The organism is Flavobacterium sp. RHBU_24 (assembly GCF_046613695.1).
Classification (GTDB): domain Bacteria; phylum Bacteroidota; class Bacteroidia; order Flavobacteriales; family Flavobacteriaceae; genus Flavobacterium.
In genome coordinates this window covers 137,518-162,349 of the sequence record NZ_JBKJHD010000003.1, presented here as the reverse complement: position 1 = coordinate 162,349, position 24,832 = coordinate 137,518, and the positions used below count along the sequence as shown (strand labels likewise).

23 protein-coding genes are annotated in these 24,832 nt (G+C 44.5%); 15 read left to right on the top strand and 8 right to left on the bottom strand.

Annotation, left to right across the window (positions count from 1 at the left end; all coding sequences use genetic code 11):
• Window positions 1-210: 210 nt before the first annotated feature.
• The 3 genes from ACLI09_RS05205 (at window position 211) to ACLI09_RS05195 (ending at window position 3,072) form a co-directional block, all read left to right on the top strand.
• On the top strand, window positions 211-888 hold the full coding sequence (locus tag ACLI09_RS05205; protein WP_411418538.1) for a GldM family protein: 678 nt from the start codon (window positions 211-213) through the stop codon (window positions 886-888).
• A gap of 2 nt (window positions 889-890) precedes the next feature.
• Window positions 891-1,541 carry a GldM family protein gene (locus ACLI09_RS05200; protein WP_411418537.1) on the top strand — a complete coding sequence of 217 codons (651 nt, stop codon included), beginning with the start codon at window positions 891-893 and terminating at the stop codon, window positions 1,539-1,541.
• 106 nt (window positions 1,542-1,647) lie between these two features.
• Complete coding sequence (locus ACLI09_RS05195; protein ID WP_411418536.1) at window positions 1,648-3,072, top strand: L-serine ammonia-lyase; 1,425 nt, start codon at window positions 1,648-1,650, stop codon at window positions 3,070-3,072.
• 98 nt (window positions 3,073-3,170) lie between these two features.
• Here the strand turns inward: ACLI09_RS05195 and ACLI09_RS05190 are convergent, their stop codons facing one another.
• Window positions 3,171-3,548 (bottom strand): four helix bundle protein, encoded by a 378-nt coding sequence (locus tag ACLI09_RS05190; RefSeq protein WP_411418535.1) that lies wholly within the window; start codon window positions 3,546-3,548, stop codon window positions 3,171-3,173.
• 65 nt (window positions 3,549-3,613) lie between these two features.
• Window positions 3,614-4,048 carry a nuclear transport factor 2 family protein gene (locus ACLI09_RS05185; RefSeq protein ID WP_411418534.1) on the bottom strand — a complete coding sequence of 145 codons (435 nt, stop codon included), beginning with the start codon at window positions 4,046-4,048 and terminating at the stop codon, window positions 3,614-3,616.
• A 116-nt stretch (window positions 4,049-4,164) separates the two neighbouring features.
• Here ACLI09_RS05185 and panB point away from each other — a divergent pair, with 116 nt between their 5' ends.
• Window positions 4,165-4,983, top strand: coding sequence for a 3-methyl-2-oxobutanoate hydroxymethyltransferase (gene panB, locus ACLI09_RS05180; RefSeq protein WP_411418533.1), 819 nt, complete (start codon window positions 4,165-4,167; stop codon window positions 4,981-4,983).
• A 90-nt stretch (window positions 4,984-5,073) separates the two neighbouring features.
• Here panB and ACLI09_RS05175 read toward each other — a convergent pair whose 3' ends face one another.
• The gene (locus ACLI09_RS05175; RefSeq protein WP_411418532.1) at window positions 5,074-6,420 is read right to left on the bottom strand and encodes a DEAD/DEAH box helicase; all 1,347 of its coding nucleotides are present in this window, start codon (window positions 6,418-6,420) and stop codon (window positions 5,074-5,076) included.
• A 199-nt stretch (window positions 6,421-6,619) separates the two neighbouring features.
• Between ACLI09_RS05175 and ACLI09_RS05170 the strand changes: the two genes are divergently transcribed.
• The 3 genes from ACLI09_RS05170 to ACLI09_RS05160 all read left to right on the top strand — a co-directional run bounded on the left by ACLI09_RS05170 (window position 6,620) and on the right by ACLI09_RS05160 (window position 7,734).
• Window positions 6,620-6,871 carry a hypothetical protein gene (locus ACLI09_RS05170; RefSeq protein WP_411418531.1) on the top strand — a complete coding sequence of 84 codons (252 nt, stop codon included), beginning with the start codon at window positions 6,620-6,622 and terminating at the stop codon, window positions 6,869-6,871.
• 84 nt (window positions 6,872-6,955) lie between these two features.
• Entirely contained in the window at window positions 6,956-7,228 is a 273-nt protein-coding gene (locus ACLI09_RS05165) for a hypothetical protein (RefSeq protein WP_411418530.1), read from the top strand.
• An 11-nt stretch (window positions 7,229-7,239) separates the two neighbouring features.
• Complete coding sequence (locus ACLI09_RS05160) at window positions 7,240-7,734, top strand: hypothetical protein (protein WP_411418529.1); 495 nt, start codon at window positions 7,240-7,242, stop codon at window positions 7,732-7,734.
• 90 nt (window positions 7,735-7,824) lie between these two features.
• On the opposite strand, the gene ACLI09_RS05155 is transcribed toward ACLI09_RS05160, so the two are convergent.
• Complete coding sequence (locus ACLI09_RS05155; protein WP_411418528.1) at window positions 7,825-10,212, bottom strand: T9SS type A sorting domain-containing protein; 2,388 nt, start codon at window positions 10,210-10,212, stop codon at window positions 7,825-7,827.
• 246 nt (window positions 10,213-10,458) lie between these two features.
• Window positions 10,459-12,843: a T9SS type A sorting domain-containing protein gene (locus tag ACLI09_RS05150; protein ID WP_411418527.1), complete on the bottom strand. Its 2,385-nt coding sequence runs from the start codon at window positions 12,841-12,843 to the stop codon at window positions 10,459-10,461.
• 229 nt (window positions 12,844-13,072) lie between these two features.
• Between ACLI09_RS05150 and ACLI09_RS05145 the strand changes: the two genes are divergently transcribed.
• Together ACLI09_RS05145 and ACLI09_RS05140 are read left to right on the top strand one after the other, a co-directional pair.
• Window positions 13,073-13,975, top strand: a complete 903-nt coding sequence (locus tag ACLI09_RS05145; RefSeq protein ID WP_411418526.1) for an NAD(P)H-binding protein — start codon at window positions 13,073-13,075, stop codon at window positions 13,973-13,975.
• 15 nt (window positions 13,976-13,990) lie between these two features.
• Window positions 13,991-14,899, top strand: coding sequence for a helix-turn-helix domain-containing protein (locus tag ACLI09_RS05140; RefSeq protein WP_411418525.1), 909 nt, complete (start codon window positions 13,991-13,993; stop codon window positions 14,897-14,899).
• Window positions 14,900-14,948: 49 nt separating this feature from the next.
• Here the strand turns inward: ACLI09_RS05140 and ACLI09_RS05135 are convergent, their stop codons facing one another.
• Window positions 14,949-16,178 carry an aminotransferase class I/II-fold pyridoxal phosphate-dependent enzyme gene (locus ACLI09_RS05135; protein ID WP_411418524.1) on the bottom strand — a complete coding sequence of 410 codons (1,230 nt, stop codon included), beginning with the start codon at window positions 16,176-16,178 and terminating at the stop codon, window positions 14,949-14,951.
• Window positions 16,179-16,340: 162 nt separating this feature from the next.
• On the opposite strand from ACLI09_RS05135, the gene ACLI09_RS05130 reads away from it, so the two are divergent.
• Together ACLI09_RS05130 and ACLI09_RS05125 are read left to right on the top strand one after the other, a co-directional pair.
• The gene (locus ACLI09_RS05130) at window positions 16,341-16,793 is read left to right on the top strand and encodes an Lrp/AsnC family transcriptional regulator (protein WP_411418523.1); all 453 of its coding nucleotides are present in this window, start codon (window positions 16,341-16,343) and stop codon (window positions 16,791-16,793) included.
• 50 nt (window positions 16,794-16,843) lie between these two features.
• Window positions 16,844-18,475, top strand: a complete 1,632-nt coding sequence (locus ACLI09_RS05125; RefSeq protein ID WP_411418522.1) for a carboxylesterase/lipase family protein — start codon at window positions 16,844-16,846, stop codon at window positions 18,473-18,475.
• 47 nt (window positions 18,476-18,522) lie between these two features.
• On the opposite strand, the gene ACLI09_RS05120 is transcribed toward ACLI09_RS05125, so the two are convergent.
• Together ACLI09_RS05120 and ACLI09_RS05115 are read right to left on the bottom strand one after the other, a co-directional pair.
• Window positions 18,523-19,173: a porin family protein gene (locus tag ACLI09_RS05120; protein ID WP_411418521.1), complete on the bottom strand. Its 651-nt coding sequence runs from the start codon at window positions 19,171-19,173 to the stop codon at window positions 18,523-18,525.
• A 289-nt stretch (window positions 19,174-19,462) separates the two neighbouring features.
• Entirely contained in the window at window positions 19,463-21,097 is a 1,635-nt protein-coding gene (locus ACLI09_RS05115; RefSeq protein ID WP_411418520.1) for an NADP-dependent glyceraldehyde-3-phosphate dehydrogenase, read from the bottom strand.
• 208 nt (window positions 21,098-21,305) lie between these two features.
• On the opposite strand from ACLI09_RS05115, the gene ACLI09_RS05110 reads away from it, so the two are divergent.
• The 4 genes from ACLI09_RS05110 (at window position 21,306) to ACLI09_RS05095 (ending at window position 24,824) form a co-directional block, all read left to right on the top strand.
• A complete protein-coding gene (locus ACLI09_RS05110; protein WP_411418519.1) occupies window positions 21,306-22,193 on the top strand; it encodes a sulfite exporter TauE/SafE family protein in 888 nt (295 codons plus the stop codon).
• 63 nt (window positions 22,194-22,256) lie between these two features.
• Complete coding sequence (locus ACLI09_RS05105; RefSeq protein ID WP_411418518.1) at window positions 22,257-23,105, top strand: aldose 1-epimerase family protein; 849 nt, start codon at window positions 22,257-22,259, stop codon at window positions 23,103-23,105.
• 63 nt (window positions 23,106-23,168) lie between these two features.
• Window positions 23,169-23,567 carry a hypothetical protein gene (locus ACLI09_RS05100; protein WP_411418517.1) on the top strand — a complete coding sequence of 133 codons (399 nt, stop codon included), beginning with the start codon at window positions 23,169-23,171 and terminating at the stop codon, window positions 23,565-23,567.
• A gap of 99 nt (window positions 23,568-23,666) precedes the next feature.
• On the top strand, window positions 23,667-24,824 hold the full coding sequence (locus tag ACLI09_RS05095; RefSeq protein ID WP_411418516.1) for an ATP-binding cassette domain-containing protein: 1,158 nt from the start codon (window positions 23,667-23,669) through the stop codon (window positions 24,822-24,824).
• Window positions 24,825-24,832: the final 8 nt, after the last annotated feature.

Sequence of the window (24,832 nt, the reverse complement as noted above, 5' to 3'; positions counted from 1 at the left end):
GTACGTTTACTGAAGGGATGGCTTCAGTACTTTTTAAGGTGATGTGGTGTAATTTTGCAGAGATTTTTACCACAAAGGCTACAAAGAATTTCTCACAAAGGCCACAAAGAATTTTTCACAAGGTTCACAAAGCTGTTTTAAAAATTTCTGGTATACGCAAAACAAATTCCAAAATTTTTGGTTATTATAGCATACCCCAATCCTGCAACCATGAAATTTATATGTGCCCTACTCTTTTGCACCCTCACCGCTTTCGCCCAAAACGACAGCGTCGCTCCGCAAAACATTTCGGTAATTTCTGCTGAAAAGCTAAACGTGGTTTACAGGGGTATTGACAATCCTATTAAAATTGCCGTGCCGGGAGCCAAATCATTTACCGCTACTGCCCCTGGGTTAAGCCCTGACGAATCAAAAGGAACTGGGAACTACATTTTGAATCCGGGTGCGGGTACAGAAGTCATTGTTACCTTAGTTGCTCAAATGCCTGATGGTACATCAAAAGTTGAGAAAAAGGCTTTTAGGATATTAAGCGGGATACCTGTTCCCAATGGCGTTTTGAGTAACGAGCATTCAAGTTACTATTTAAAAACCCGTGATGAACTTTGCAATGATAGCTTAAGTGTTTACTACGAAAACGTTTTGATTAAAAATCCAAATGAGCATTGTATAGTCAGAGAATTTGAAGTGCGGTTTCTTTCAAAGAATAGAGAAAGACGGAAAAAGTTTACAATCCATGGGAATAAATTTACTGACGATATTAAAAAGGAAATACAACAATTAAAACCTGGCGACGAAGTACTTATGCACAACATAAAATGTCAGGTAAATATAGGATTAAACGGCCTTTTTTGTAAAATGCCATTAATTTTAGTCGAAATAACAGATTAGCGATGCTAAAATACATTTTTATATTCCTCTTTACCCTCTCCGCTTTCGCCCAAAACGACAGCGTTGCCCCGCAAAACATTTCGGTAATTTCTGCTGAAAAGCTAAACGTGGTTTACAGGGGCGTTGATAATCCCATCAAGATAGCCGTGCCGGGAGCCAAATCATTTACCGCTACCGCCCCCGGGTTAAGCCCTGACGAATCAAAAGGAACCGGGAACTACATTTTGAATCCGGGTGCGGGTACTGAAGTCATTGTTACCTTAGTTGCTCAAATGCCTGATAGTACATCAAAAGTTGAGAAAAAGGCTTTTAGGATAATGGGATTGCCTCCGCCAGACGGAACAATAGAAGGATTCGAAAACGAGGGCCTACATTTAAAAATGACTAAGGAAGAACTAAAAAATGCAGTAATTAGCATCCATTTGCCAAATTTTTTATTTGAAGTTAAAATTCCTGTCGTTGAATTTGCTGTTAAAATTCCGAGGCATAAGATAATTACGGTGGAAGGAAATACTTTTCCGGAAGAAATTAAAAAAGTGTTAGCTAAGGTAAAAAAGAAGTCTGTCATTTCAATCACACATATTAGATATCCATCGTCACCCAATGCCATGCCGAAACGCGTTACCCCGTTTACAGTTGAAATAACGGATTAATTACCCCATTAACAATTTCCTACCTACATCGTTATAGCATCGCTAAAATAATTACATTTGCGCGCCGCAATTGCGTTATATTTGCAGCAGTTGCCTAATCATTGCTATGACTGAATGTATTTCTGTATTTGATATGCTAAAGATAGGCGTTGGCCCGTCGAGCTCCCACACCCTGGGGCCGTGGCGCGGCGCCGAACGCTTTCTTAACGAACTTCGCACCGGGGGTATTTTCCATAAAGTAACCCGTGTGCGTGTAGACCTCTACGGCTCGCTTTCCCTTACGGGGAAAGGCCACGCTACCGACCTCGCCGTGATGCTGGGCCTTAGCGGCGCCGACCCTGAGTACCTGCCTATAGACAGTATTTCGGGCACAATCCATACCATAAATACAAGCCACAAACTACTGCTGGGCAACGAGCGTGAAATAGATTTCAGCTTTTTTACTGACATCATTTTCAACCGCAATTTCCTGCCCTTCCATGCAAATGGCTTTACTTTTACCGCCTATTATGAAGACGGCGACTATACATCAACTTTTTATTCAATAGGAGGTGGCTTTGTGGTTAAGGAAGAGCGTATTATAGCGCAACAAAAAGAAGTTACGCGCCGTGCCTTCCCCTACCCGGTTGATAAGGCCGACGAACTTTTGGCCTACACCCGCAACCTGAACAAAAGCATATCGGAAGTGGTATTGGAAAACGAAAAATCCATCCGCACCGAAGCCGAAATAGACCACGAATTGATGCGCATCTGGAACACCATGCTGGAGTGCATGTACACCGGCTGCCATACTCCGGGGATCCTTCCCGGAGGCCTCAACGTGCGCCGCCGCGCCTTTGATATGCACAATAAAATGATAGGCGAACTGCCCTACTCCACTCCCCAAGAATGGCTACAGGTTATACGGCAAACGGAGGTTAAGTTCAGGCAGATATTAAAATGGGTAAGCTGTTTTGCTCTTGCGGTTAACGAGGTTAACGCGGCACTGGGCCGTGTGGTTACCGCGCCTACTAATGGCAGTGCCGGGGTAATTCCCGCTGTGTTAATGTATTATATGGTTATAGAAAACCACCAGGCCGACGAGCGCCACATAAAACAGTTCCTTTTAGTGGCCGGCGAAATAGGCAGTATCTTTAAAAAAGGTGCTACCATAAGTGCGGCTATGGGGGGCTGCCAGGCAGAAATAGGCGTATCGAGCGCTATGGCTGCCGCTGCGCTGTGCGAACTTATGGGTGGTACGCCGGAGCAATGCCTTATGGCGGCCGAAATTGCCATGGAACACCATCTGGGCATGACGTGCGACCCTATAGGGGGGCTTGTGCAGGTACCGTGTATTGAGCGCAACACCATGGGCGCCATTAAGGCTATTAATGCCGCCGAGCTTGCCCTGGAAACCGACCCTGCCCATGCTAAAGTGCCCCTTGACAAGGTGGTAAACACCATGTGGCAAACCGCCCAGGATATGAATAATAAGTACAAGGAAACCAGCGAAGGCGGCCTTGCCGTAACGGTTAATAATGCTGACTGTTAATATTCAGTGGTCAGTGGTCAGTTTGCAGTAGCTTCACTCTTAATACTTTAATAGTAGTATTCAGTGGTCAGTGTGCATTTGCTTTATTAGGATTGATTTTAGTGTTCAGAATCTTTTACGCCAAACCGTGCCGGATTTAATATCATATAATTAATAAGCTTGCCCACCTCGATACTTTCTGCCATCAATTCATTAAAAGTCTGTTCCGTAACATAGTTGCAGGAAAAGCAGAATGTTAACCAAACCTGCGTTTCGGAATTTTCGGCATCACAATCGGTTAGCTTACTATAAAAATGTTTTGGAAAAACACGCTTCCTGTAAGCTTCAGCCATGTTAGCGCATACACTACGGGATGCACGACGAACCTGGTCGGTCAGCGAATATTTTTCTTCAGGAGGAAATGATTTTGAAATTTCAAAAATCTTCATCGAAAGCGCAAATGCCTTTTGATATGCGAGTAAATCCTGAAATTTCATAAAGTTTTTTATTATTTGTACAATATTTTTTTACAAACGTCATTGCCCTTACTGACCACTGACCACTAATTCACCCCCCTTGTATCAATAATATACACTACCTTCCAGCCTTCTTTAAACTTTACCAGCTCAAAAGAGTTTACGCCCTTGTGGCTCAGTTTGCCTTCAATAAAAAATTCGTAAGGCGCCCATACGTGTGCTATGGTACCATCTGTCAGTATTTTATAGTCTGATACTTTTTCCTCAAACTTCACTTTTGAAGCTGTTTCGGCTATCGATTTATAAAAACCCTCCGCCGATTCTTCACTAAATTTGTTGGCTGCCGTGTGCAGCTCAACCGACTGCAGTATCAACTTGTCACTGCAAACCGATTTTATCTTCGCCACGTCGGCACTGTTTAATCCGGCGAAAAATCTTTCCACGGTTTTTTTAACCTGGGCTTCCTGGGCCATTATAATCTGGGCAAAGCCCATAGCGGCAATCAATAAGAACTTTTTCATGTTTTATTCTGTTATATTGTTTTAAGTTTTAACTATTGGCGGCCTGCCAATAAAAGGGCGGCTCCCACCGTATTGTAAACGCAATTTACTACATTTACGCCAAAATTTTTCAAAACATGTCCGTCGCAAAAAAAGATTATAAAAGAATAACTACCAAGTCGTTAATAGAGATGAAGGCCAATGGCGAAAAAATATCGATGCTCACGGCATACGATTTTACCATGGCAAAAATTGTAGATTCGTCTGGTATTGATGTTATTTTGGTAGGCGACTCGGCCAGTAATGTTATGGCGGGGCATGAAACCACGCTACCCATAACGCTTGACCATATGATATACCACGCCTCATCGGTAGTGCGTGGCGTAGAGCGTGCCCTTGTGGTGGTAGACCTGCCCTTTGGTACCTACCAGAGCGACCCTAAGGAGGCGCTGCGGTCTGCCATCCGCATCATGAAAGAAAGCGGTGGCCATGCCGTAAAGCTGGAGGGTGGCGCGGAGATTAAAGATTCTGTTAAAAAACTGCTGCACGCGGGCATCCCGGTTATGGGGCACCTGGGGCTCACCCCGCAGTCGATTTATAAATTTGGTTCATATACGGTGCGTGCCAAGGAAGATGCCGAAGCCGAAAAGCTTATTGAAGATGCCAGGCTGCTGGAGCGCCTGGGCTGCTTTGCCATAGTATTAGAAAAAATACCGGCCAGCCTTGCGCAAAAAGTTGCCGAAAGCCTTACCATACCCGTTATAGGTATTGGGGCCGGCGGCGGTGTAGACGGCCAGGTACTGGTAATACACGATATGCTGGGTATGAATAACGAATTTAGCCCAAGGTTTTTAAGGCGCTACCTGAACCTGTATGAAGAGATGACGGCTGCAATTGCGCAGTATTCTAAAGATGTAAAGGCAAAGGATTTCCCTAATGAGCGAGAGCAATATTAGGCCAAAATTTTAGAATAGAAAGGTTTAGGCTAAAAGCATTGACAGATTTAAAAACCTAATCACTGCACACTGATTACTGACCACTGCCTACTATTTCCCCTTCTTCTTTTTAGCGGCACGCTTGGCCTCAACGCCACGGTTGCGGGGCTCAGTTTTGCGTGGCTTGGTACGTCCGGGGCCGCCCAGGTTTACTTTTTTATTCTTTTCTTTTTTATCGTGAAACGCGCCGCCACCGTCAAGCTTTACGCGCTTCAGCAGGAACTTGGTTTTCTTGCGGTCTTTTTCAAATTCCAGCAGGCGCTCCTCTATTTTCACTGCTTCCGGTATGGGGAGTATTTCCAGTTCCTTTTCCATAAGCACTTCGGCCTCCACATGAATTTCCTCTTCGTGCGGCGCTATAAAGCTTATGGCAATACCCTCTTTATCGGCACGGCCAGTACGCCCTATACGGTGAATGTACTGCTCAGGCACTTCTGGGAATTCCATATTGATAACATGGCTGATGTCTGAAATATCAAGGCCGCGCGCCATTACATCGGTAGTGATAATACCCCGCAGCGCACCACCCTGAAAATTATCCATGGTGGTAAGCCTGTAGTTTTGCGACTTGTTAGAGTGTATCACGCCAAATTGCTCCGGGTATTCCTCTTCAACGGCGGCGCTAACCATGTCGGCTATCTTTTTATTGTTTACAAATACTAAAACGCGCTCCAGGCTTTCGTCCTGCAACAGCTGTTTTAACAGGTTTAGCTTGGTAAGGAAGTTAGGCACGGTATAGCCATATTGCGTTATCTGCTCCAGTGGCGTACCGCTTGCCGCCAGCGATACCTCTTCGGGGAAATCAAAAAAGTCGTTCAGCAACTCATCCACTTCATCGGTCATGGTAGCAGAGAACAGTATGTTTTGCTTCTTTTGCTTCATCATGGCGAGTATGGAGGTAACCTGCACCCGGAAACCTAGGTTCAGTATTTCGTCAAACTCGTCTATTACCAGTTTTTGCAGCGAATCAAAGCGTACCACATTGTCCAGCGCCAGGTCCATAAGGCGGCCAGGGGTGCCCACAAGTATGTCTACACCGCCGTATACAGCTTTTTTTTGCGTATTGATGTTCACGCCACCAAACACGCCCAGCACACGTACCGACATGTATTTGGTAAGTTTTTCGGCCTCTTCGGCTACCTGCACTACAAGTTCGCGGGTTGGCACTAATATTACCACGCGCGGGGTATCGGTAGCTACAAACTTCCATTGCTTAAGTATGGGCAGCAGGTAAGCAAAGGTTTTACCGGTTCCCGTCTGTGCGATCCCCATCATATCGCGGCCGCTTAGTATTACCGGCATGGCACGCTCCTGTATGGGCGTGGGGGTAGTAAACCCAAGGTCGTCAATGGCTTTTTGAAGTGATTTTGGCAGGCCGAAGTCTAAAAATGTGGACATTATCAATCAATTAAGCCGCAAAGATAGGCTTTTTTAGTAGAATGTCTTAAAGTCATAACGTCTAAAGTCCTGTATGTACAAACACCCTCTGACTTTCTGACTTTTGACTTTAAGGCGTGATGACTTCATTGACTTTAACAAAACCTTGCATAAAATTGAATATGCAATTGGTAATTTAGGTGATATAAAACATATCACTATGCCAGAATTTGTAACTGTTGGTGCTATAAACACCGCGTCTATACGAGCCTATTTATTTGCAAAAACAATAAACGAGGGCGATACCCTGCTGCTTAACGCACAGGATTTTGAACACATAACCGATGAGATAAAAGAGTCTGAAGAAGGGATAGACATACCCCTGCGTGTGCTGGGTGTGCACCTTGTAAAAGACACAACAGGCGATGTGCCTGCTGGTAAAGTGCAGGTTATAAAAAATGAGCAGGCATAAAAACACGATGCTGATATATAATAAGCCCTGCAAAAACTGCGGGGCTTTACTATAACCCACCACACTAACTTTATAAAATTAACTATGGACGGCAATTTTGAAACACTTAAACAGGCTTTTGCTACCGCGGGTATAACCATTAAAGATGCCGGATACAGCATTACGCCCTATTCCCTTAATACCCCGCTGAGCTTTAAGTTTAATAACCTGAACGAGTTATTACACTTTCTTGAGCTTTCACCTGATGCTGATACCCATAAAACCGAGGCCATAAATAAAATGGTGCTGGATGCGGGGTTAGATGCCAACAGCTTTTTTTACGTGAATTTTTTTAAAGAAAAAATCGCCGAATTATAAAACCAACAACTATGGATGCAGCTTTTTTAAAAATAAAAATAGATATTATTGCTGAACACGAAGAGCTTGCAAAGCAGTATAAGTACAAACGGAAAGAAATAAAGAAAGCCGAAATAAAAAAAATATTTGAGAGTTTTAAAGATTTTTTTAAAACCGACGGCAACTTTAAGTTTAAGGAAAACGAACACAGCATTACTGCCGAATATAAGGGCCGCAGCGTAAAGCTGGAAATGGATGTGTATAACACCGCAGACAGTGAAGACTTTTTACTAAACGGCACGATAGCAACTTTTGAAGAAAAAACCTTTGAGTTTACTGCCGAAGGTTCTTATGAGGGCCAGTCGATATTACCCCCTGCCCATATAAACCACGACGAGCAGCTGGCCTATGAGGCTAAGTATTACCGTGATTTTTTTGCAGATGACCCCGGGCACAGCTTTAGCTACACCGTAAAAGGGCATGATGCCACCTACCTGAGCATGACCGAGCTGCTGCAGGCAATATAACCGTTTACAATATAAAATGCCCCCATGGGCTGGTTTACCATGAGGGCATTAAGGATGAAAACTAAAACTATATGGGGTAACTAACTCTCGCTACTTGATGATGAGTTTCTGGGTACTCTGGGTGGCATCATTTTGTACGGTCACAAAATAAACCCCACCGGTAAGGCCGGAAATATTTACTGCTGCGTTTTCAGACTGTAGCGGCATGCTCATAACCGTTTTGCCTAACACATCGGTAATGGTTACACTGGCATTTGCTGCCACTACCCCATTTACCTTAACGTTTACTATGCCCGAAGCAGGGTTAGGATACAGGGCCGCATTAGCTTTTGTAAACCCTTCAGTTACTAACGCGCCTACCGTGGTGGTAACAGTATTGGTAACTATAGCCTCATTAAAGTCGAAGTAAATATAAGCAGTTTCGCTCATGCTGTCGCCCAGTGCAATATCAGCAACCGGTTTTATACGGAAGGTTACAAATCCGTTACTACCTGCCGCATCAGCATCTTCAAAAGGCAGTTGTATGTTATTAAACATAAAGTTTACAATACCTCCTTCACGGTTTGTCTCGAAGGTGTGGCTGGCCGTTACGGGTTGAAAAGTACTCCAGTCAAGGTTTTCATCAAGCGGCAGGTTTACCCTTACATTCTGCGCGTTAGCCGTACCCGTGTTCTGGAAACGTATGGTATAGTGCAGGAATCCGTCGGCCTGCGCCTCGGTAATAAATTCGCCTTCGCGTACGGCGATGTCGTTAGGGTCGAACGAATTCACTGCATATTGACTGTATACATAAGCGTTGTTGCTGCCGTTAACATCGGTACCCGATACCGATGCCGCTACGCTGAATATAAGCTGGGTACCGCTTACTACGGTAGGTGGGGTACTAACATTAAGCAACACATAGTAGGTTGCTGACTGGTAAGGCGCCAGGTCGCTGTAAGCCCAGGTTAATATATTGCCCGATGCCACACCACCGCCCGCATTTGCAAGGCTTAGCAATGTATTATCATAACTAAAGGAGATGGAGCCCGTGGCGGCTTCAGTACCGTAGTTAACAACTGTAATGGCATAGCCTGCCGAAAAGCCCGGCACTGCCTGGGAATATGGTGTAAGGTAAGCAGCAACATCGGTATACGGCTGTGGTACGCTTATGCAAAAATCATTTATAGTATCCCCGCCTGGCAGGTCTATCGTAATATCACCCGGGGATGTTGTAAAGCTCTGCCCGTTTATGTTTTGCAGCCATAGTGTTACTACACCTTCGGGCACATTAGTAAAGGTATAGTTACCGTTAACATCGGTATAGGCATTAAAAACGTAGTTGCCATAGTTATAGCTTACCTGTATACCGGCAGCAGGGCCATCTCCTTCCCCGCAGCCGTTACCGTCTGCATCAAGCGTTACCGTACCTGTAAGGGTAGATGTGGTGCCGCAGGGTATTACCACGAGTTCCAGCGGCAGCGCTGCCACGCAGTCGCCTACGGTGACTGCAAGGTAAATGGTTTGCTGAAACGGCGAAAGGTTCATGAAAGACTCGGCAAAAGGGATAGCGTTTACACCGTCCTGGACATCGGCCTGAGACATATAAAAGCCGGCAACAAGGATGTTAGGATTGTTGGCTTCAAATTCTGCCTGGGCGGTTAAAAGGTTAAAAACCCCAAAGCCACTGGCATCAGTATCGCACGTTATCAGCGGATTAGGCGGAATTATATTGGCGCCACCGCCATTAATGGTAACCGTAAAACTGGTTTCGCTAAAACACCAGTCGTTTCCTGTATAAACATAAATTGTCTGGCTTGTGGTAATGGCAGTACCGGGTGCAAGTTCGGTACCACCGCCATTTGGCTGAGTGGTATAATATGAATTTGGTGTTGTAAGAGCAGGTAAAATATAAGCGCCACAAACTAACACATCAGGCAGCGAGGGCGATTCAGGCGTAGGAGTTACCGTTACCGTAAAGCTTTCCTCTGAGGTACAGATGCCGTTAGTATAGTACACGTAAATTGTCTGAGTAGTGGTAATTACAGTGCCCGTAAATATTGCTGTACCCGTACCACCGGGTCCTGTATAGTAATTACCTACCGTAAGTGGTGGCAACGTATATACATCGCAAACAGTCACATCTTCAAAAAAACCTACAAAACCACCGGACGAAACAATTACATTAAAGTCGGTAATATCAAATTCGCTCGTTTCTGTGTTGGTTACCCTTAAAAATATATGTGAGCCAAAATCCGGAACATAAGCGGTTGGGTTTACTATAGCGTTTGTTCCGGCTGTAGCATCAGCTGCCGACAGGAAAAACGCAACTTGAAAATTCTCCGGATCCTGGTTGCCCAGGGCAATCGGTATTTGGGCGGTAAGGTCAAAAACTTCGTTGCCACACTGGTTAAGGTCCGGGACTTCATAAGCCGTAGCCTGCGCATTAGAGGCTAATGATATGAAAAGGAATAAAACAGGGAGTAATAATCGTTTCATTTGTTGTTATTTAAAATTTGTATTGGTGATTCTTGCAAGTACATAATAAACAGCCCATCTTATAAATACCCTACCACTAATTTATCCCTGTTTTAACATTTTACCACATGATATCAAAAATTTACACTGCAATTAGTCCTAAAAATATAAATCTTTATGTATCAATAAAAAAACACCCCCACTGGCTGGCTTTCCATGGCGGTGTTAAGAATGAAAAAAACTAAAACTATTGGGTAACTAACTATACTATTTAATAATGAGTTTCTGGGTACTCTGGGTGGCATCATTTTGTACGGTTACAAAATAAACCCCACCGGTAAGCCCGGAAATATTTACTGCTGCGTTTTCAGATTTTACGGGCGTATTCATAACCGTTTTACCTAACACATCGGTAATGGTTACACTTGCATTTGCTGCCACTACCCCATTTACCTTAACGTTTACTATGCCCGAAGCAGGGTTAGGATACAGGGCCGCATTAGCTTTTGTAAACCCTTCGGTTGCTAACGCTCCTACTGTGGTGGTTACAGTATTGGTAACTATAGCCTCATTAAAGTCGAAGTAAATATAGGCGGTTTCGCTCATTTCATCGCCCAGTGCAATATCAGCAACCGGTTTTATACGGAAGGTTACAAAACCATTGCTCCCTGCTACATCAGCATCTTCAAACGGGAGCATTATATTATTAAACATAAAGTTTACAACACCTCCTGCACGGTTTGTCTCGAAGGTGTGGCTGGCGGTTACGGGTTGAAAAGTACTCCAGTCAAGGTTTTCGTCAAGCGGCAGGTTTACCCTTACATTCTGCGCGTTTGCCGTACCCGTGTTCTGGAAACGTATGGTATAGTGCAGGAAGCCGTCGGCCTGTGCCTCGGTAATAAATTCGCCTTCGCGCACGGCAATGTCGTTAGGGTCGAACGAATTCACTGCATATTGGCTGTATACATAAGCGTTGTTGTCGCTGTTAACATCGGTGGCACCCGATACCGAAGCCACTACACTAAATATGAGTTGTGTACCGCTTACCACCGTAGGCGGGGTATTTACATTAAAAACCACATAATACGTTAGTGACTGATAAGGTGCCAGGTCGCTGTAGCCCCACGCTAATATGTTACCCGATACTATACCCCCACCCGCGTTTGAAAGGCTCAGCAGCGTGTTATCATAACTAAAAGAGACAGATCCGTTAGCGGTTTGGGTGCCGTAGTTAACAACCGTAATGGCATAGCCTGCTGAAAATCCGGGCACAGCTTGGGAATATGGGGTAAAGTAAGCCGCAACATCGGTAAATGGCTGCGGTACGCTTATGCAAAAATCATTTACGGTGCTACCGTCCGGCAGTTCTACCGTAACGGCGTCGGGTAATGCTGTAAAATCCTGCCCGTTTATATTTTGCAGCCATAATGAAACAACACCTTCGGGCACATTAGTAAAGGTATAGTTACCGTTAACATCTGTATACGCATTAAAAACGAGGTTGCCATAGTTATAGCTTACCTGTATACCGGCGGCAGGGCCATCTCCCACGCCGCAGCCGTTACCGTCTGCATCAAGCGTTACCGTACCTGTAAGGGTAGATGTGGTGCCGCAGGGTATTACCACAAGTTCCAGCGGCAGCGCTGCCACACACTCACCCACCGTAGCGGCAAGGTAAATGGTTTGCTGCCCGGCAACTATGTTCGCATAAAAAGGGCCTATAGGGTTAATATCGTTCACCGCGTCCTGCTGTGTGGTATAAAAGCCGGCAACAAGAATATTTGGGTTATTTGCCTCAAATTCGGCCTGGGCAATGGTAAGGTCAAATGCAGCATAGCCCGTCATATTCACGTCACAGCCAATAAGAGGGTTGGGCATAATTATATTGGCGCCGCCGCCGTTAATGGTAACTGTAAAACTGGTTTCATTAAAACACCAGCCATTTTCTATATATACATAAAGGGTTTGACTCGTCGTAATTATATCACCTGCAAAATATGCTGAACCGGTTCCGTTAGGCCCGGTACTATAATATGCATTAGGGTTTGGTAGTTCAGGTAAAATATAAGCGCCGCAAACTACAACATCAGGCAGCGGGGGCGATTCAGGCGTAGGATTTATTGTTACCGTAAAGTTTTCCTCCAGGCTACAGCTACCGTTAGTGTAGTACACATAAAGGGTTTGCGTTGAAACAATAATTGTGCCCGCCGGAACGATAGCCCCCTGACCATTTGGCAGGGTATAAACGTTTCCAAATTGTAACGCAGGTATAGTGTACGAATCACATACCGTAACATCAGGAACCATTATCGACTCACTTTGCATCATATCAACCAAAAAGTTTGTAATATCAAAGTCTCCATTACCGGTGTTTGTTACCCTGAGATATAGCATCTGCGGCCAGCTCTGGGGTATAAAAGTGGTTGGGTTCGCTATCGCGTTTGTACCTGTGGTAGCATTAACCTGCGATGGAAAGAAAGTAACCTCAAAATTTTCCGGGTCCTGGTTACCCAGGGCAATGGGGATTTGCGTAGTAAGGTCAAAAACTTCATTGTTGCACTGCATCAGGTCGGGTACATCATAAGCCGTAGCCTGGGCACCTGATGCTAACGACATGAGAAGGAATAATGCCGAGAGTAATAGTTGTTTCATTTGTTACTGTTTAAGATTATTATTGGTGATTTTCTGTAAGTAATAGTTAAACATGCCACATATTAAAAACCCTACCACGTTGTAGTAATAATTGCGGGAGTTGTAAAGAACACGCCACTTGTGCGGGTGCTTTTAGCCACATAGAGAATTTTTTGAACACAACAATAGTTGATTCGGACACGCCCGCGGCTGCCCTTTTGCTGAATTTTGTATAAATAAAATAAAAGTAATGAAAATTATTGTAACAGGTTCTTTAGGCAACATTAGTAAGCCACTTACACAGGAATTAGTAAAAAATGGCCACCAGGTAACCGTGGTAAGCAGCAAACCCGAAAAGGAAAAAGCCATACAGGCGTTAGGCGCTACAGCCGCCATCGGATCGCTGGAAGACGCAGGTTTTTTAGTAACAACCTTTGCCGGCGCAGATGTGGTATATTCTATGGTGCCACCGGCAAATTATTTTAACCACAGCCTTGATTTTCTGGAGTATTACCGCAGTATTGGCAGCAATTATGCATACGCCATCGGGCAGGCAAAAGTTAAACGTGTAATTAACCTCAGTTCTATCGGCGCTCACTTAGATAAAGAAAACGGCATTTTGCGGGGCGCAAACCGTGTAGAAAATATTTTAAATGAGCTACCGGCAGATGTTGTAATAACCCACATCCGCCCTACTGAGTTTTACTACAATTTACTCCCACACGCCCGTTCTGCTAAAAATAATGGGTATATTGCATTTAATATTGGCAATGAGGTGGTAAATTCATGGGTGTCGCCGGTAGATATTGCAGCCGCTATTGCTGAAGAAATTTCCGTTGCGCCCGCTACAGAAAGAAATGTGCGCTATGTGGCCAGCGAGGAACTAACCTATGACGAACTGGTAGCTGTTTTAGGGATAGCTGTGGGCAACCCTGAACTGAAATGGAAACAACTTACCGATGAACAAATGGAAAATGGTTTAATTGCTAAGGGCATGAACCCTAAAATTGCAAACCAGATGGCCGAAATGTATGCTGCTATAAACAGCGGTTTACTTTATGAAGACTATAACAGCAATAAGCCAAAAGTAATGGGGAATGTAAAAGTTGCCGATTTTTCAAAGGATTTTGCCCAGGCATACAATGAACTATAATAAAAAACAGGTAGTATGCAGCCTTATAAGTTTAACACCATAAGCGAATATCATCAGTTCAGGGGGTTGCCTAAACCGGAACATCCGCTGGTTAGTGTTGTAAATTTTGAATCTATAAAGCGGCTTAGCAACGATGAGCCTAAAAGTATCGTACAGAATTTTTATGCTGTTGCATTTAAAAAGAACGTGAATTGTAAAATGAACTATGGCCAGCTGGAATATGATTTTGACGAGGGCACAATGTTTTTTATTGCACCCGGCCAGGTGTTTTCTATAGAAGCCAATACTGCTACGTTAACACATTCGGGATGGCTGTTGCTCATCCATCCTGATTTTCTATGGAATACCCCCCTGATAAAGACGATAAAACAGTACGAATACTTTAGCTATTCGGTAAATGAGGCATTGTTCCTTTCAGAAAAAGAAGAGCTTACCATTATATCTATTTTTGAAAACATAGCACAGGAGTACCGGTCTAACATAGATAAGTTTAGCCAAAAAATTATCATATCTCAAATTGAAACCCTGCTTAATTTTTCAGAGCGTTTTTATCAGCGGCAGTTTATAACAAGGGAAAAAAACAATAGCCACATACTGGACCGTTTAGAAGAAGTGCTGAACGGGTATTTTACCACGAAATCAATGGCTAAAGGCGAATTTCCCACGGTTAAGCTAATAGCCGAACGGCTTAATGTATCCCCTAATTATCTTAACGGCGTTTTAAAAACAGTAACAGGCCAAAGCACACAGCAGCACATACATGAAAAGCTGATTGAAAAAGCTAAGGAAGTTTTATCTACAACAAACCTTTCAGTAAGCGAAATTGCCTACGGCCTGGGCTTTGAATACCCGCAGTCGTTCAGCAAGCTTTTCAGGCAGAAAACAAGCATGACACCGTTAGAATTCCGGAAATCGTTTAATTAAACGCTTTACATTCTACTGTAAAATAAAGATTTTTTATATGAAGCCGCCTTTAGTAAGCGGCTTCATGTTTTTTTAATATCCCCACCTCTTCCATACATTTTTTCATCATGTGGTAGGTGCGGTTTATATCATTGTCAAGCCCTACAGAAAAACGTATAAGCCCATCGCCCAGCCCCATTTCCTTTTGCTCTTCAGCGGGTATTTCGCTCGATGTAGAACTGCCGGGGGTGCTAAACAACGTTTTATAAAAACCAAGGCTCACAGCTAAATAGCCCAGGTTGCGGTGCTGCATGAGCTCCATAAGGTCGTTTGCCTTGTGCGCATTTCCTGCATCAAGGGTAAGCAGCCCTCCAAAGCCATATTCCCGGTTCATCATGGTTTTATAGAGTTCATGCCCCGGGTGGCTTTCAAGCCCCGGGTATACCACTTTAAGGCCGTCCTGTTCAAAACGTTCCGCCAGATACAGCGCGTTGCTGCTGTGCTGTTTCATACGGATGTGCAGGGTACGCAGGTTTTTTAATATGCTGGCGGCGCGCAGGCTGTCCATAGTAGGGCCTAGCAGCATAGCGGCGCCGTTGTTTACATTGCGCATATCATCAATAAACTGCTGGGTTCCGCAGGCTACCCCACCCACGGTATCGCTGCTGCCGTTTATAAATTTAGTCAGGCTGTGAATAACCACATCTGCACCCAGCTTCGCCGGGGAAACCGTTAACGGCGAAAAAGTATTATCTACCACCAACTTCAGGTTGTGCTTTTTAGCAATAGCGGCGAGTGCCTGTATGTCGGCAATTTCAAGCAGCGGGTTGCTCACGCTTTCGCAATACAGCACTTTAGTATTTGGCTTAATTGCTGCTTCTACCACGCTGTGTTTTGTTATATCTGCAAAGGTTGTTGTAATACCCAGTTTTGGTAAAAAATTCTTCATAAAGGCGTAGGTACCGCCATATATCGTCCGGCTCGAAACAATTTCATCGCCCTGCCCGCACAGCTGCAACAGCACCGATGTTATGGCACCCATACCCGATGCCGCCACATTTGCGGTTTCAGTACCCTCCATGGCAGCAAGCGCCTGCCCCAGGTATAAGTTACTGGGCGAAGAATGCCTGCTGTACAGGTAACAGCCGTCGGCATTGCCTTCAAAGGTATCAAACATGGTCTTTGCAGAAAGAAACGTGTAGGTAGACGAATCGGATATTGACGGGTTTACACCGCCAAATTCGCCAAAGTACTGCAAATCCTGTATGTTATCGGCGGGATTGAATTCGTTAGTTTTCATAAGATGTATTGTTTTGTAGTTATTGCCTAACAAAGTGAGGGATTTGCCAACTAAAAATCAATACTATATTTTATTATTAGTTTTATAATCTATATTTTTAAATATATGTAGATTATATTAGCCTCAAATAAAAAATAGAATATATAAAATAGAAAATCATTCATGGACGCTACAGACAAACAGCTGCTGCACCTGTTGCAGGAAGACAGCTCCCCTACTACAAAGGCATTATCAGTAAAACTGGGCCTCTCGGTAACTGCTGTATACGAACGCATAAAAAAACTGGAGCGCGAGGGCGTGATCGAAAAATATGTGGCACTCGTAAACCGAAAAAAAATACAGCGGGGCTTTGTGGTATTTTGCCACCTTAAGCTCCTGCAACATTCTAAAGAATACCTTACCGCCTTTGAGCGGCAGGTGGTAAAGCTTGACGAGGTAATGGAATGCTACCACGTAAGCGGCGACTATGATTACATACTTAAGATACTGGTTTCGGGCATGGAAGAATACCGTGAGTTTTTAGTTGCCAAGCTCACTACACTGCAATACATAGGCAGTACCCACAGCACGTTTATGATTAGTGAGGTTAAGAATACTAACATCATTGCCCTGTAAATAAGCAATAATATTTGCTACATTTGTTACAGTCCAAAAACGATGTAGTTATGATAAAACATTTTTTGATAGCGGTAGCAGCCCTTAGCTTTGGCTGGGGCGCTGAAGCCCAAAAAGCCCCACAGGCTGTTGTAGCACAGGGCACCCTTGAGGGCCTTAGCCTTAAAAGCGGCATTACAACTTACAGGGGCATACCTTTTGCCCTGCCACCCGTAGGCAATTTACGCTGGCGCGAACCACAGCCCCCTGCAAAATGGACGGGCGTACGCAAGGCAACAGAGTTTAGCGCTAACCCCATGCAAAAAAATGTGTTTGGCGACATGATGTTCCGTGCGCCGAAGATGAGCGAAGACTGCCTCTACCTAAATGTATGGACACCCGCTAAGAACGCCGGTGAAAAGCTGCCCGTACTCGTTTATTTTTACGGTGGAGGATATGTGGCCGGAGATGGCTCTGAAAACAGGTACGATGGCGAAAGCCTTGCCACCAAAGGCATTGTAGCGGTAACACTTAACTACAGGCTGGGTATTTTCGGGTTCTTTTCGCATCCTGAGCTTACTAAAGAGTCGCCTCACCATGCCTCGGGTAATTACGGCCTGCTGGACCAGAATGCCGCGCTTAAATGGGTAAGGGAAAATATAAAGGCCTTTGGCGGCGACCCCGATAAAATAACCATAGCCGGGGAATCGGCGGGATCCATATCGGTATGCGCGCAAATGGCCTCTCCCCTCTCCGCAGGCTTATTTGCCGGTGCCATAGGGCAAAGCGGTGGCATGATTAACCCCACAATGAATGCGATACCCATGGCCGATAACGAAAAACAGGGCAAATCCTTTGCAGGCAAAGTAAGCGCGGCCTCGCTTGTGGAACTCAGGGCCCTGCCTGCCGATAAACTGCTGGATGAGGCTGCCAAACCCGGCGCATATGCCACTAAAGCTGTAGTTGACGGTTATTTTTTAACCCAATTGCCATCGGAAGTATTTGCTACCGGCAAACAGGCAAAAGTGCCGTTGCTTGCCGGATGGACATCGGCCGAGATCCCGTACCAGTCATTTATGGCGGGGCAATATCCTTCTCCTGAAAATTATATTAAAATGGTGAAGCAAAAGTATAATGATAAGGCAAATGAGGTACTTAAACTATATCCAGGAAACAACGAGGCGGAAGTAATAGCATCTGCCACGGCCCTTGCCAGCGATAACTTTATAGTATACAGCACCTGGAAATGGCTCGACCTGCACCGCAAAACTTCGGGCCAGCCGGTATATGCCTATATCTTCAGCCAGGCAAGGCCGCCGCTTAAGGCGGAACTGGGTAATGCAAAAGCTGGGCTTGCCGGCGGTATTATTAAAGACGACGGTAAAAAGCAGGAAAATAAAATGCCCGAAGCCCTGAAAGGCGCCAGCCATGCCAGCGATATTGAATACCTGCTGGGCAACCTTGCTACAAACACAGTTTATATCTGGACGCCACAGGACTATACCGCCAGCCGAAAGGGCGAACAGTATATTGCCAATTTTATAAAAACAGGAAATCCTAACGGTATCCGCCTGCCGCAGTGGCCGGTAAGCCGTAACGAACCTGAAATGACACTTATGGAGCTAAACGATAACCCAAGGGCATACAAAGAACCCCACCGGGACAGGTACTTATTTTTAGATAAGCTTTACATGCAGAAATAAAAAAAGGGAAGCCGCTGCTTCCCTTTTTTTATTCGTTATTTCCAATGCTATTTAAGCAGGAAGTTAAGCCCTACGTTAAAAGCGCCCCTACTTGTAGTATAGTTGTTATTTTCGCTGCCGTAATAGCCATAATAATCAATATCATTTTTAAATACATCGGCAAAACCACCCTGGTAATCATATTCAATAAACAACCTTAGCTTATTGTTTAAAGGTATTTTTACGCCTACGCCAAATGCAAGCCCGGCATCAACATTATTAAATTCATCTGTAAGGTCAACGCCAAACCGGGTTTCATTAACGCCCGCCAGGAAGCCAACGTAAGGGCCAAAGTTAAGGTACCAGTTTCTTTTCCTGCCAAAGTGCCAGTTAGCGGTTACGGGTATGGTGATATAGTTAAGCTCAACATTAGTACTGAAAATAAACCCGTCAGCGTCTGTAAGCTGCTCGTTGTTATAACCCTTACGGTCATAAAACACACGCCCCCTGAAGCTCCACCGGTCATTTATATAAAAATCGGCAAAAGCGCTGACATTGTATGAGCTGCGGTAATCGTAATTCAGGTTGGAATTGGCTGTGGCATCAAGGTTCGATGTGCTGTAGCCGGTGCCAATGCCAAATTCGATATTGCCTTTTGCCTGCGCATAAGCGCCAAACGAGGAAATCAGCAGTAACAGCAGTGTAATTTTGTTTTTCATAGGATGGTTTTTAAAAAACAAACTTAATTAAATCGTTACACAGCACAAAAACATTGATAAAATAATCTTTATAAAAAAATGTCCCGTAACAAGTGTCACGGGACATTTACAAAACCAATCAAAACCAATTTATGAAAAACACTCTTCCTGTGTTCCATCCCTGCAAATGTAAGGCGGTTCTTTATGTGTATCATTATAATTTAGCCCAACATCATTTATGTATAGATGAATAACTAATTTGTGCAGTTGAATTGTAACAACCCACTTAAAAAAATCAGTTAGGCTATTTTTATATTATATAGTCTGTAGATAAAAAGTTTGAATCATGGTTATGTACTATACTGTTTAACAGCGCCTTATTGCTATCAGTAACTTTTGCGGCCACTAATGAGCGAATAGAGAACGAGCGCAGCGCGTCAAAAACCGAAAGCGTGCCCTCGGCGCTGTCTTTACGCCCGGTGAACGGGAACACGTCCGGCCCGCGCTGTGCCTGGCAGTTAATATTAACACGGCTTACCAGGTTTACAAACGGGTCTATAAGGCTCGCAACCTCTTTAGCATCTTCGCTAAAAATGCTGACCTGCATGCCATGGTCGGCGTTTATCTGGTAGTTTATCGGCTCATCAATGCTATCAAAAGGCACTACCGGTATCACGGGGCCAAATTGCTCTTCGTGGTACAGCCTCATCTGGTCGTTAACCGGGTACACCACCGCCGGGAATACAAACGAAGCATCGGTAAAGCCGCCGTTTTCATTGATAACCGCGGCGCCTTTTGCCACCGCGTCTTCAATAATGCCTTTAAGGTATGCCGGTTTGTCCTGCTCCGGCAGCGGGGTAATTTTTACATCTTTTTCCCACGGCAGCCCCGGTTTTAATGCAGAAACCGCGGCACTCAGCTTTTCGGTAAATTCAGCTGCAACCTCTTTCTGTACGAAAATAAGTTTAAGCGCGGTGCAACGCTGGCCGTTGAATGACAACGCGCCCAGTAAACACTCGCTTACGGCCACATCAAGGTTGGCATTTTTAGTAACAATAGCAGCGTTCTTTGCATCAAGGCTTAGTATGGCACGCAGGCGGTTAACCTTTGGGTGCTGTTTTTTAAGCCCGTTTGCTACCTTGCTCGACCCTATAAAGGCCAGCACGTTTACTTTGCCGCTCTCCATTACAGGGGTAATAATCTCAGCGCCTTTGCCGTACAGCGTATTAACAGTACCCTTAGGGAACGCCTCTTTAAAGGCATTAAGCAGCGGGTAATGTGCCAGCACACCATGTTTAGGCAGCTTAAACAGTATGGTATTACCCATAATAAGCGCCGGTATAAGCGTGGTAAATATCTCGTTAAGCGGATAATTAAACGGCCCCATACTCAGCACTACCCCAAGCGGCGCGCGCCTTATCTTGGCAATAGTGCCCTCGGCCTGCTGAAAACCGGACGATTCCCTGTCAAGGTCCTTAAGCGCGCCCATGGTGTCGTTTATATAATCAACAGTACGGTCAAACTCTTTAGTGGCATCGGCAAGGGTTTTGCCTATTTCCCACATTAGCAGTTTTATAACCAGTTCACGCTGCTGTTTCATTAGTACCACAAACTTTTCCATGCAGTTAAGGCGCTCCTCCACTGCCATGGTAGGCCAGTCGCCCAGCCCGTTATTATAAGCCGCTACGGCAGCGTCAAGGGCCTCCATAGCCTCTGCCGGCGACGTGTGCGGAATGCTGCCCACCAGCTTGCGCTCCGGCCCGTCAGGCCCGGGTATACACACCGGCGAATAAATATTTTGCACGGGCCCGTTCCAGGCTACGCATTCGCCATTAAGCAAATATTCACGCTGGTGTATTTCGGGTATCTTATATTCTTCGGGTATCGTGTTTTCGCCTTTAAAAATATGCTGTAGCAATTCAGCATTTTGGTTACCTACTTCCATAATGTACAATGTTGTGTTTTAAAGTGTGTATATTTTTGTACTAAATTACGCAACAATCTACAATTGGCAATCCTGTTACAGCGTCATTTTTCATAATAATAACATTAATACGCATTAGCATATTGTTATATCATTCGTTTGATTATATTTGCAACTATTACTCTATAGGATTTGTATACTATACTTAACCTGTACAAATAAAATTTTGATGACACGCATTATCCTCAGCATAGAACGGGCTACTGACCAGATAACCTTCCGGCAGATAGCTATAACCATGCTCCTGCTTAAATTATTGATAATTATATACTTCGGCTACCTTATAACCCTTGAGATACTGGATGGTACGCTGCTTTTTGACAGCACGTTTTTTATATTTATGGGCATTGGCTTTGTAGCCCAGATGGTAGACGGCGCCCTGGGCATGGCGTATGGCGTAAGCTGCACTACCCTGCTTATGACTTTTGGCGTACCACCCAGCCTTGCTACAGCCAGCGTGCATACCTCAGAGATTTTTACAACGGGCATTTCAGGGCTCTCACATATTAAGTTTAAGAATATCGATAAAAAACTCTTCTTTAAAATTGTCATAACGGGTACCCTGGGCGCTATGGTGGGCGCCTACCTCATAAGCGATTTTTTTGACGGAAAGGTTATAAGGCCGTATGTATCGGGGTACCTCATAGTTTTAGGCGCCTATATTATATATAAGGGCATTGCCAATAAAAAACAACCCGACGGCGCGGTAAAGCGCGCGCCGCTGCTCGCCCTTATTGGCGGATTTTTAGACACTATAGGTGGTGGTGGCTGGGGGCCTATTGTAACCAGTAACCTGGTAAGCCAGGGCAAAGACCCGCGCCAGGCCATAGGCACCGTTAATACCGCCGAATTTTTCGTAACCTACTTTGCAACGGCGCTTTTTGTAGCCTTACTGGGTGTAAAACACTGGCAGATAATTTTAGGGCTCATAACGGGTGGCGCTATAGCTGCACCGTTTGGGGCATACTTTGCCTCTAAAATTAATAAGCGCCTGCTGTTTTTTATGGTGGGTATACTTATTATCCTAATTTCTTCTTATTCCTTTTATAAAAGTTAATTAATACTGTTTGTTATAAAATGTTAAATTGGTACTTTAGCCCTTTATTTTAAAAAAAGATAAATGGAAATAAGTATTACCAACGGGACACTTACCGCTACTATAAACGCTAAGGGTGCCGAACTAATTTCGCTCACTAAAGCCGGTACAGAATATATGTGGGAGGGCAACCCTGAATTTTGGGGCAAGCATTCGCCGGTGCTGTTCCCTATAGTGGGGACGCTTAAAAACAATTCTTATAATTATAACGGCAATACCTACTCCCTTTCGCGCCACGGCTTTGCAAGGGATAATGATTTTGCCGTAATAAATAAAGATGCCAATACCGCCACATTTTTATTAGCCGCTACCGATGCCTCACAAGAAAAATATCCGTTTGATTTTGAGTTAGCGCTGGTGTACACGCTGCACGAGAGCGAGCTTACTATAGAATACCATGTTACAAACAAAGGTACTGCGCCCATGCCTTTTTCAATAGGCGCGCACCCGGCCTTTGCCCTGCCGGGGAAGTTTGAAGGCTACAGCCTGAAATTTGAAAAACACGAACCCCTGGTAAGCACACAGCTAACAAACGACCTGCTTAGTGATATTTCGCAGGAACTGCCTGCTGATCATGGAGAGTTGCCCCTTGCCTACAACCTGTTTGAAAGAGATGCACTTATTTTTAAATCGCTTGAAAGCAAAAGCATTACAATAAAGAAAGAAGGTAAAGAATATCTTGCGGTACGCTTTTTTGATTTCCCGCACCTGGGTATATGGACGAAAACAGGCGCGCCGTTTTTATGCATAGAGCCGTGGCAGGGTTATAGCGATACTGAAACCTCAAATGGCGATATTGTAACTAAGGAAGGCATTATAAACCTGGAGGCAGCAAACACCTATAAGGCCGCTTTTACCATTACAATTTTTTAATTTAACATACTGTAACGCAACCTTTTTATAAAAACCACATCTTAAAACTAAATACGTAAAAACATGAAACTTAAATTATTATCACTTTTACTTGTTATGGCCATGCTGTCCGGCTGTAGCGTAGACTCTACACCTTCTTCGTGCTATAACCAGTTAGCCATGACCACCACCCAGGTAACAGGCCCGGCAACTGTAGTTGTTAATACCCAGGCCACATTTAACGTTTCGTTTTATGTAGCAAATGCCTGCGGCGAATTTAATAACTTCCAGCAAACACCGGATTTTCCTAAGTCGGTTGTGGCTTTTGTAGACTACGATGGCTGCAATTGTGAACAGATTGGCTGGTATGACACTCAGCCCTTTACCTTTACCCCAACGACTGTAGGCACATACGAGTTCAGGTTTTTAACTGACAATCCGGACACACCTATAGTAAAGACGCTTGTAGTTACTGCTGAATAAGCACCTCACCTAAAATATTATTTGTCTCTCCCCTATTGGGAGAGATTTTTTTTTACAATAGGTTAATGTTTACTACATTTGGGCATAACCTACTAACCAATGAGCAAATTTCAGAAACAGTTTGATGAGGTGCAGGATTTACTGCATTTTGATGATATTGCCCTCGTGGTAAAACGTATTATCGATTTTACAATTGATACCGGGCAATTAGCATTTTACAAAAAGACCAACGCCCTGCTCGACTGGCTGGACACCCAGCCGCAGCCGGAAGAGACCAAGCCGCGCCTGGAAGCCCTGTTGCAGGAGCTACATGCTGAGCTAATAAAAAAGCCCGAAATACTACCGCAAAAAATAATTATTGCAGAGCAGGTAAAAAAAGCCTACGGGCCGCACTCCTTTGCCCTTGGGCCCGTAAACCTGGTGCTGCATGAAGGCGACATTGTAGGGCTGGTGGGCGAAAACGGCAACGGCAAAACCACGTTGCTGCGTTTGCTGTGCGGCGAGCTTACACCATCGGGAGGTAAATTAGAGTACAGCTTTAAGTATGATAACTTATATGACCTGAGAACCAAACTGGTATATATACCACAACGTACCGATACCTGGTACGGCAGCATGTTTGATAACCTTGTTTTTACCGCCTCAAGCTACGGCTATAAACCGGAAGAAAACAACCTTATTGTAGAGCTTATTATTGCCCGCCTGGGCTTACGCAGGTTCCGCAAACACAGCTGGAAAAGCCTCTCATCGGGCTACAAAATGCGTTTTGAACTGGCGCGAATGCTGCTGCGTAAGCCCAAGATATTACTGATAGACGAGCCGCTGGCAAACCTTGATATACTGGCACAGCAAACCGTACTCGAAGATTTCAGGGCCATAGCCAAGTCACCGTTCAGGCCCATTGGTATCGTATTGAGTTCGCAGCAATTGTATGAGGTAGAAAAAACATCAGACCAGGTTATATTCCTGAAACAGGGCGTACAGAAAAACCTTCACGATACTACTGCAGCACAGGGCGGCAATGTTCCCAACCCACTGGTTATAGAGTTTGAAAGCCCGTGGGCACAGGGCGCTTTAAATGCTGCATTTGCAGGGTTAAACCTTATATCGCTAACCTACAACGGCGGTACCTATATTATAACCCTGCCGGGCACTGTAACGGTTAATGCATTTTTAAAGGAGGTTATTGCACAGGATATCCCATTAGGTTACTTCCGTGATATCTCTAACTCAACCCGCCGCTTTTTTGTATCTTAAAACCTAAC

Coding starts and splice junctions, on each gene's coding strand:
- panB (WP_411418533.1), top strand. CDS start 4,165: ATGTCCGTCGCAAAAAAAGATTATAAAAGAATAACTACCAAGTCGTTA.
- ACLI09_RS05110 (WP_411418519.1), top strand. CDS start 21,306: ATGACACGCATTATCCTCAGCATAGAACGGGCTACTGACCAGATAACC.
- ACLI09_RS05150 (WP_411418527.1), bottom strand. CDS start 12,843: ATGAAACAACTATTACTCTCGGCATTATTCCTTCTCATGTCGTTAGCA.
- ACLI09_RS05130 (WP_411418523.1), top strand. CDS start 16,341: ATGGACGCTACAGACAAACAGCTGCTGCACCTGTTGCAGGAAGACAGC.
- ACLI09_RS05095 (WP_411418516.1), top strand. CDS start 23,667: ATGAGCAAATTTCAGAAACAGTTTGATGAGGTGCAGGATTTACTGCAT.
- ACLI09_RS05195 (WP_411418536.1), top strand. CDS start 1,648: ATGACTGAATGTATTTCTGTATTTGATATGCTAAAGATAGGCGTTGGC.
- ACLI09_RS05170 (WP_411418531.1), top strand. CDS start 6,620: ATGCCAGAATTTGTAACTGTTGGTGCTATAAACACCGCGTCTATACGA.
- ACLI09_RS05115 (WP_411418520.1), bottom strand. CDS start 21,097: ATGGAAGTAGGTAACCAAAATGCTGAATTGCTACAGCATATTTTTAAA.
- ACLI09_RS05140 (WP_411418525.1), top strand. CDS start 13,991: ATGCAGCCTTATAAGTTTAACACCATAAGCGAATATCATCAGTTCAGG.
- ACLI09_RS05100 (WP_411418517.1), top strand. CDS start 23,169: ATGAAACTTAAATTATTATCACTTTTACTTGTTATGGCCATGCTGTCC.
- ACLI09_RS05125 (WP_411418522.1), top strand. CDS start 16,844: ATGATAAAACATTTTTTGATAGCGGTAGCAGCCCTTAGCTTTGGCTGG.
- ACLI09_RS05160 (WP_411418529.1), top strand. CDS start 7,240: ATGGATGCAGCTTTTTTAAAAATAAAAATAGATATTATTGCTGAACAC.
- ACLI09_RS05175 (WP_411418532.1), bottom strand. CDS start 6,420: ATGTCCACATTTTTAGACTTCGGCCTGCCAAAATCACTTCAAAAAGCC.
- ACLI09_RS05135 (WP_411418524.1), bottom strand. CDS start 16,178: ATGAAAACTAACGAATTCAATCCCGCCGATAACATACAGGATTTGCAG.
- ACLI09_RS05185 (WP_411418534.1), bottom strand. CDS start 4,048: ATGAAAAAGTTCTTATTGATTGCCGCTATGGGCTTTGCCCAGATTATA.
- ACLI09_RS05145 (WP_411418526.1), top strand. CDS start 13,073: ATGAAAATTATTGTAACAGGTTCTTTAGGCAACATTAGTAAGCCACTT.
- ACLI09_RS05165 (WP_411418530.1), top strand. CDS start 6,956: ATGGACGGCAATTTTGAAACACTTAAACAGGCTTTTGCTACCGCGGGT.
- ACLI09_RS05105 (WP_411418518.1), top strand. CDS start 22,257: ATGGAAATAAGTATTACCAACGGGACACTTACCGCTACTATAAACGCT.
- ACLI09_RS05155 (WP_411418528.1), bottom strand. CDS start 10,212: ATGAAACGATTATTACTCCCTGTTTTATTCCTTTTCATATCATTAGCC.
- ACLI09_RS05205 (WP_411418538.1), top strand. CDS start 211: ATGAAATTTATATGTGCCCTACTCTTTTGCACCCTCACCGCTTTCGCC.
- ACLI09_RS05200 (WP_411418537.1), top strand. CDS start 891: ATGCTAAAATACATTTTTATATTCCTCTTTACCCTCTCCGCTTTCGCC.
- ACLI09_RS05190 (WP_411418535.1), bottom strand. CDS start 3,548: ATGAAATTTCAGGATTTACTCGCATATCAAAAGGCATTTGCGCTTTCG.
- ACLI09_RS05120 (WP_411418521.1), bottom strand. CDS start 19,173: ATGAAAAACAAAATTACACTGCTGTTACTGCTGATTTCCTCGTTTGGC.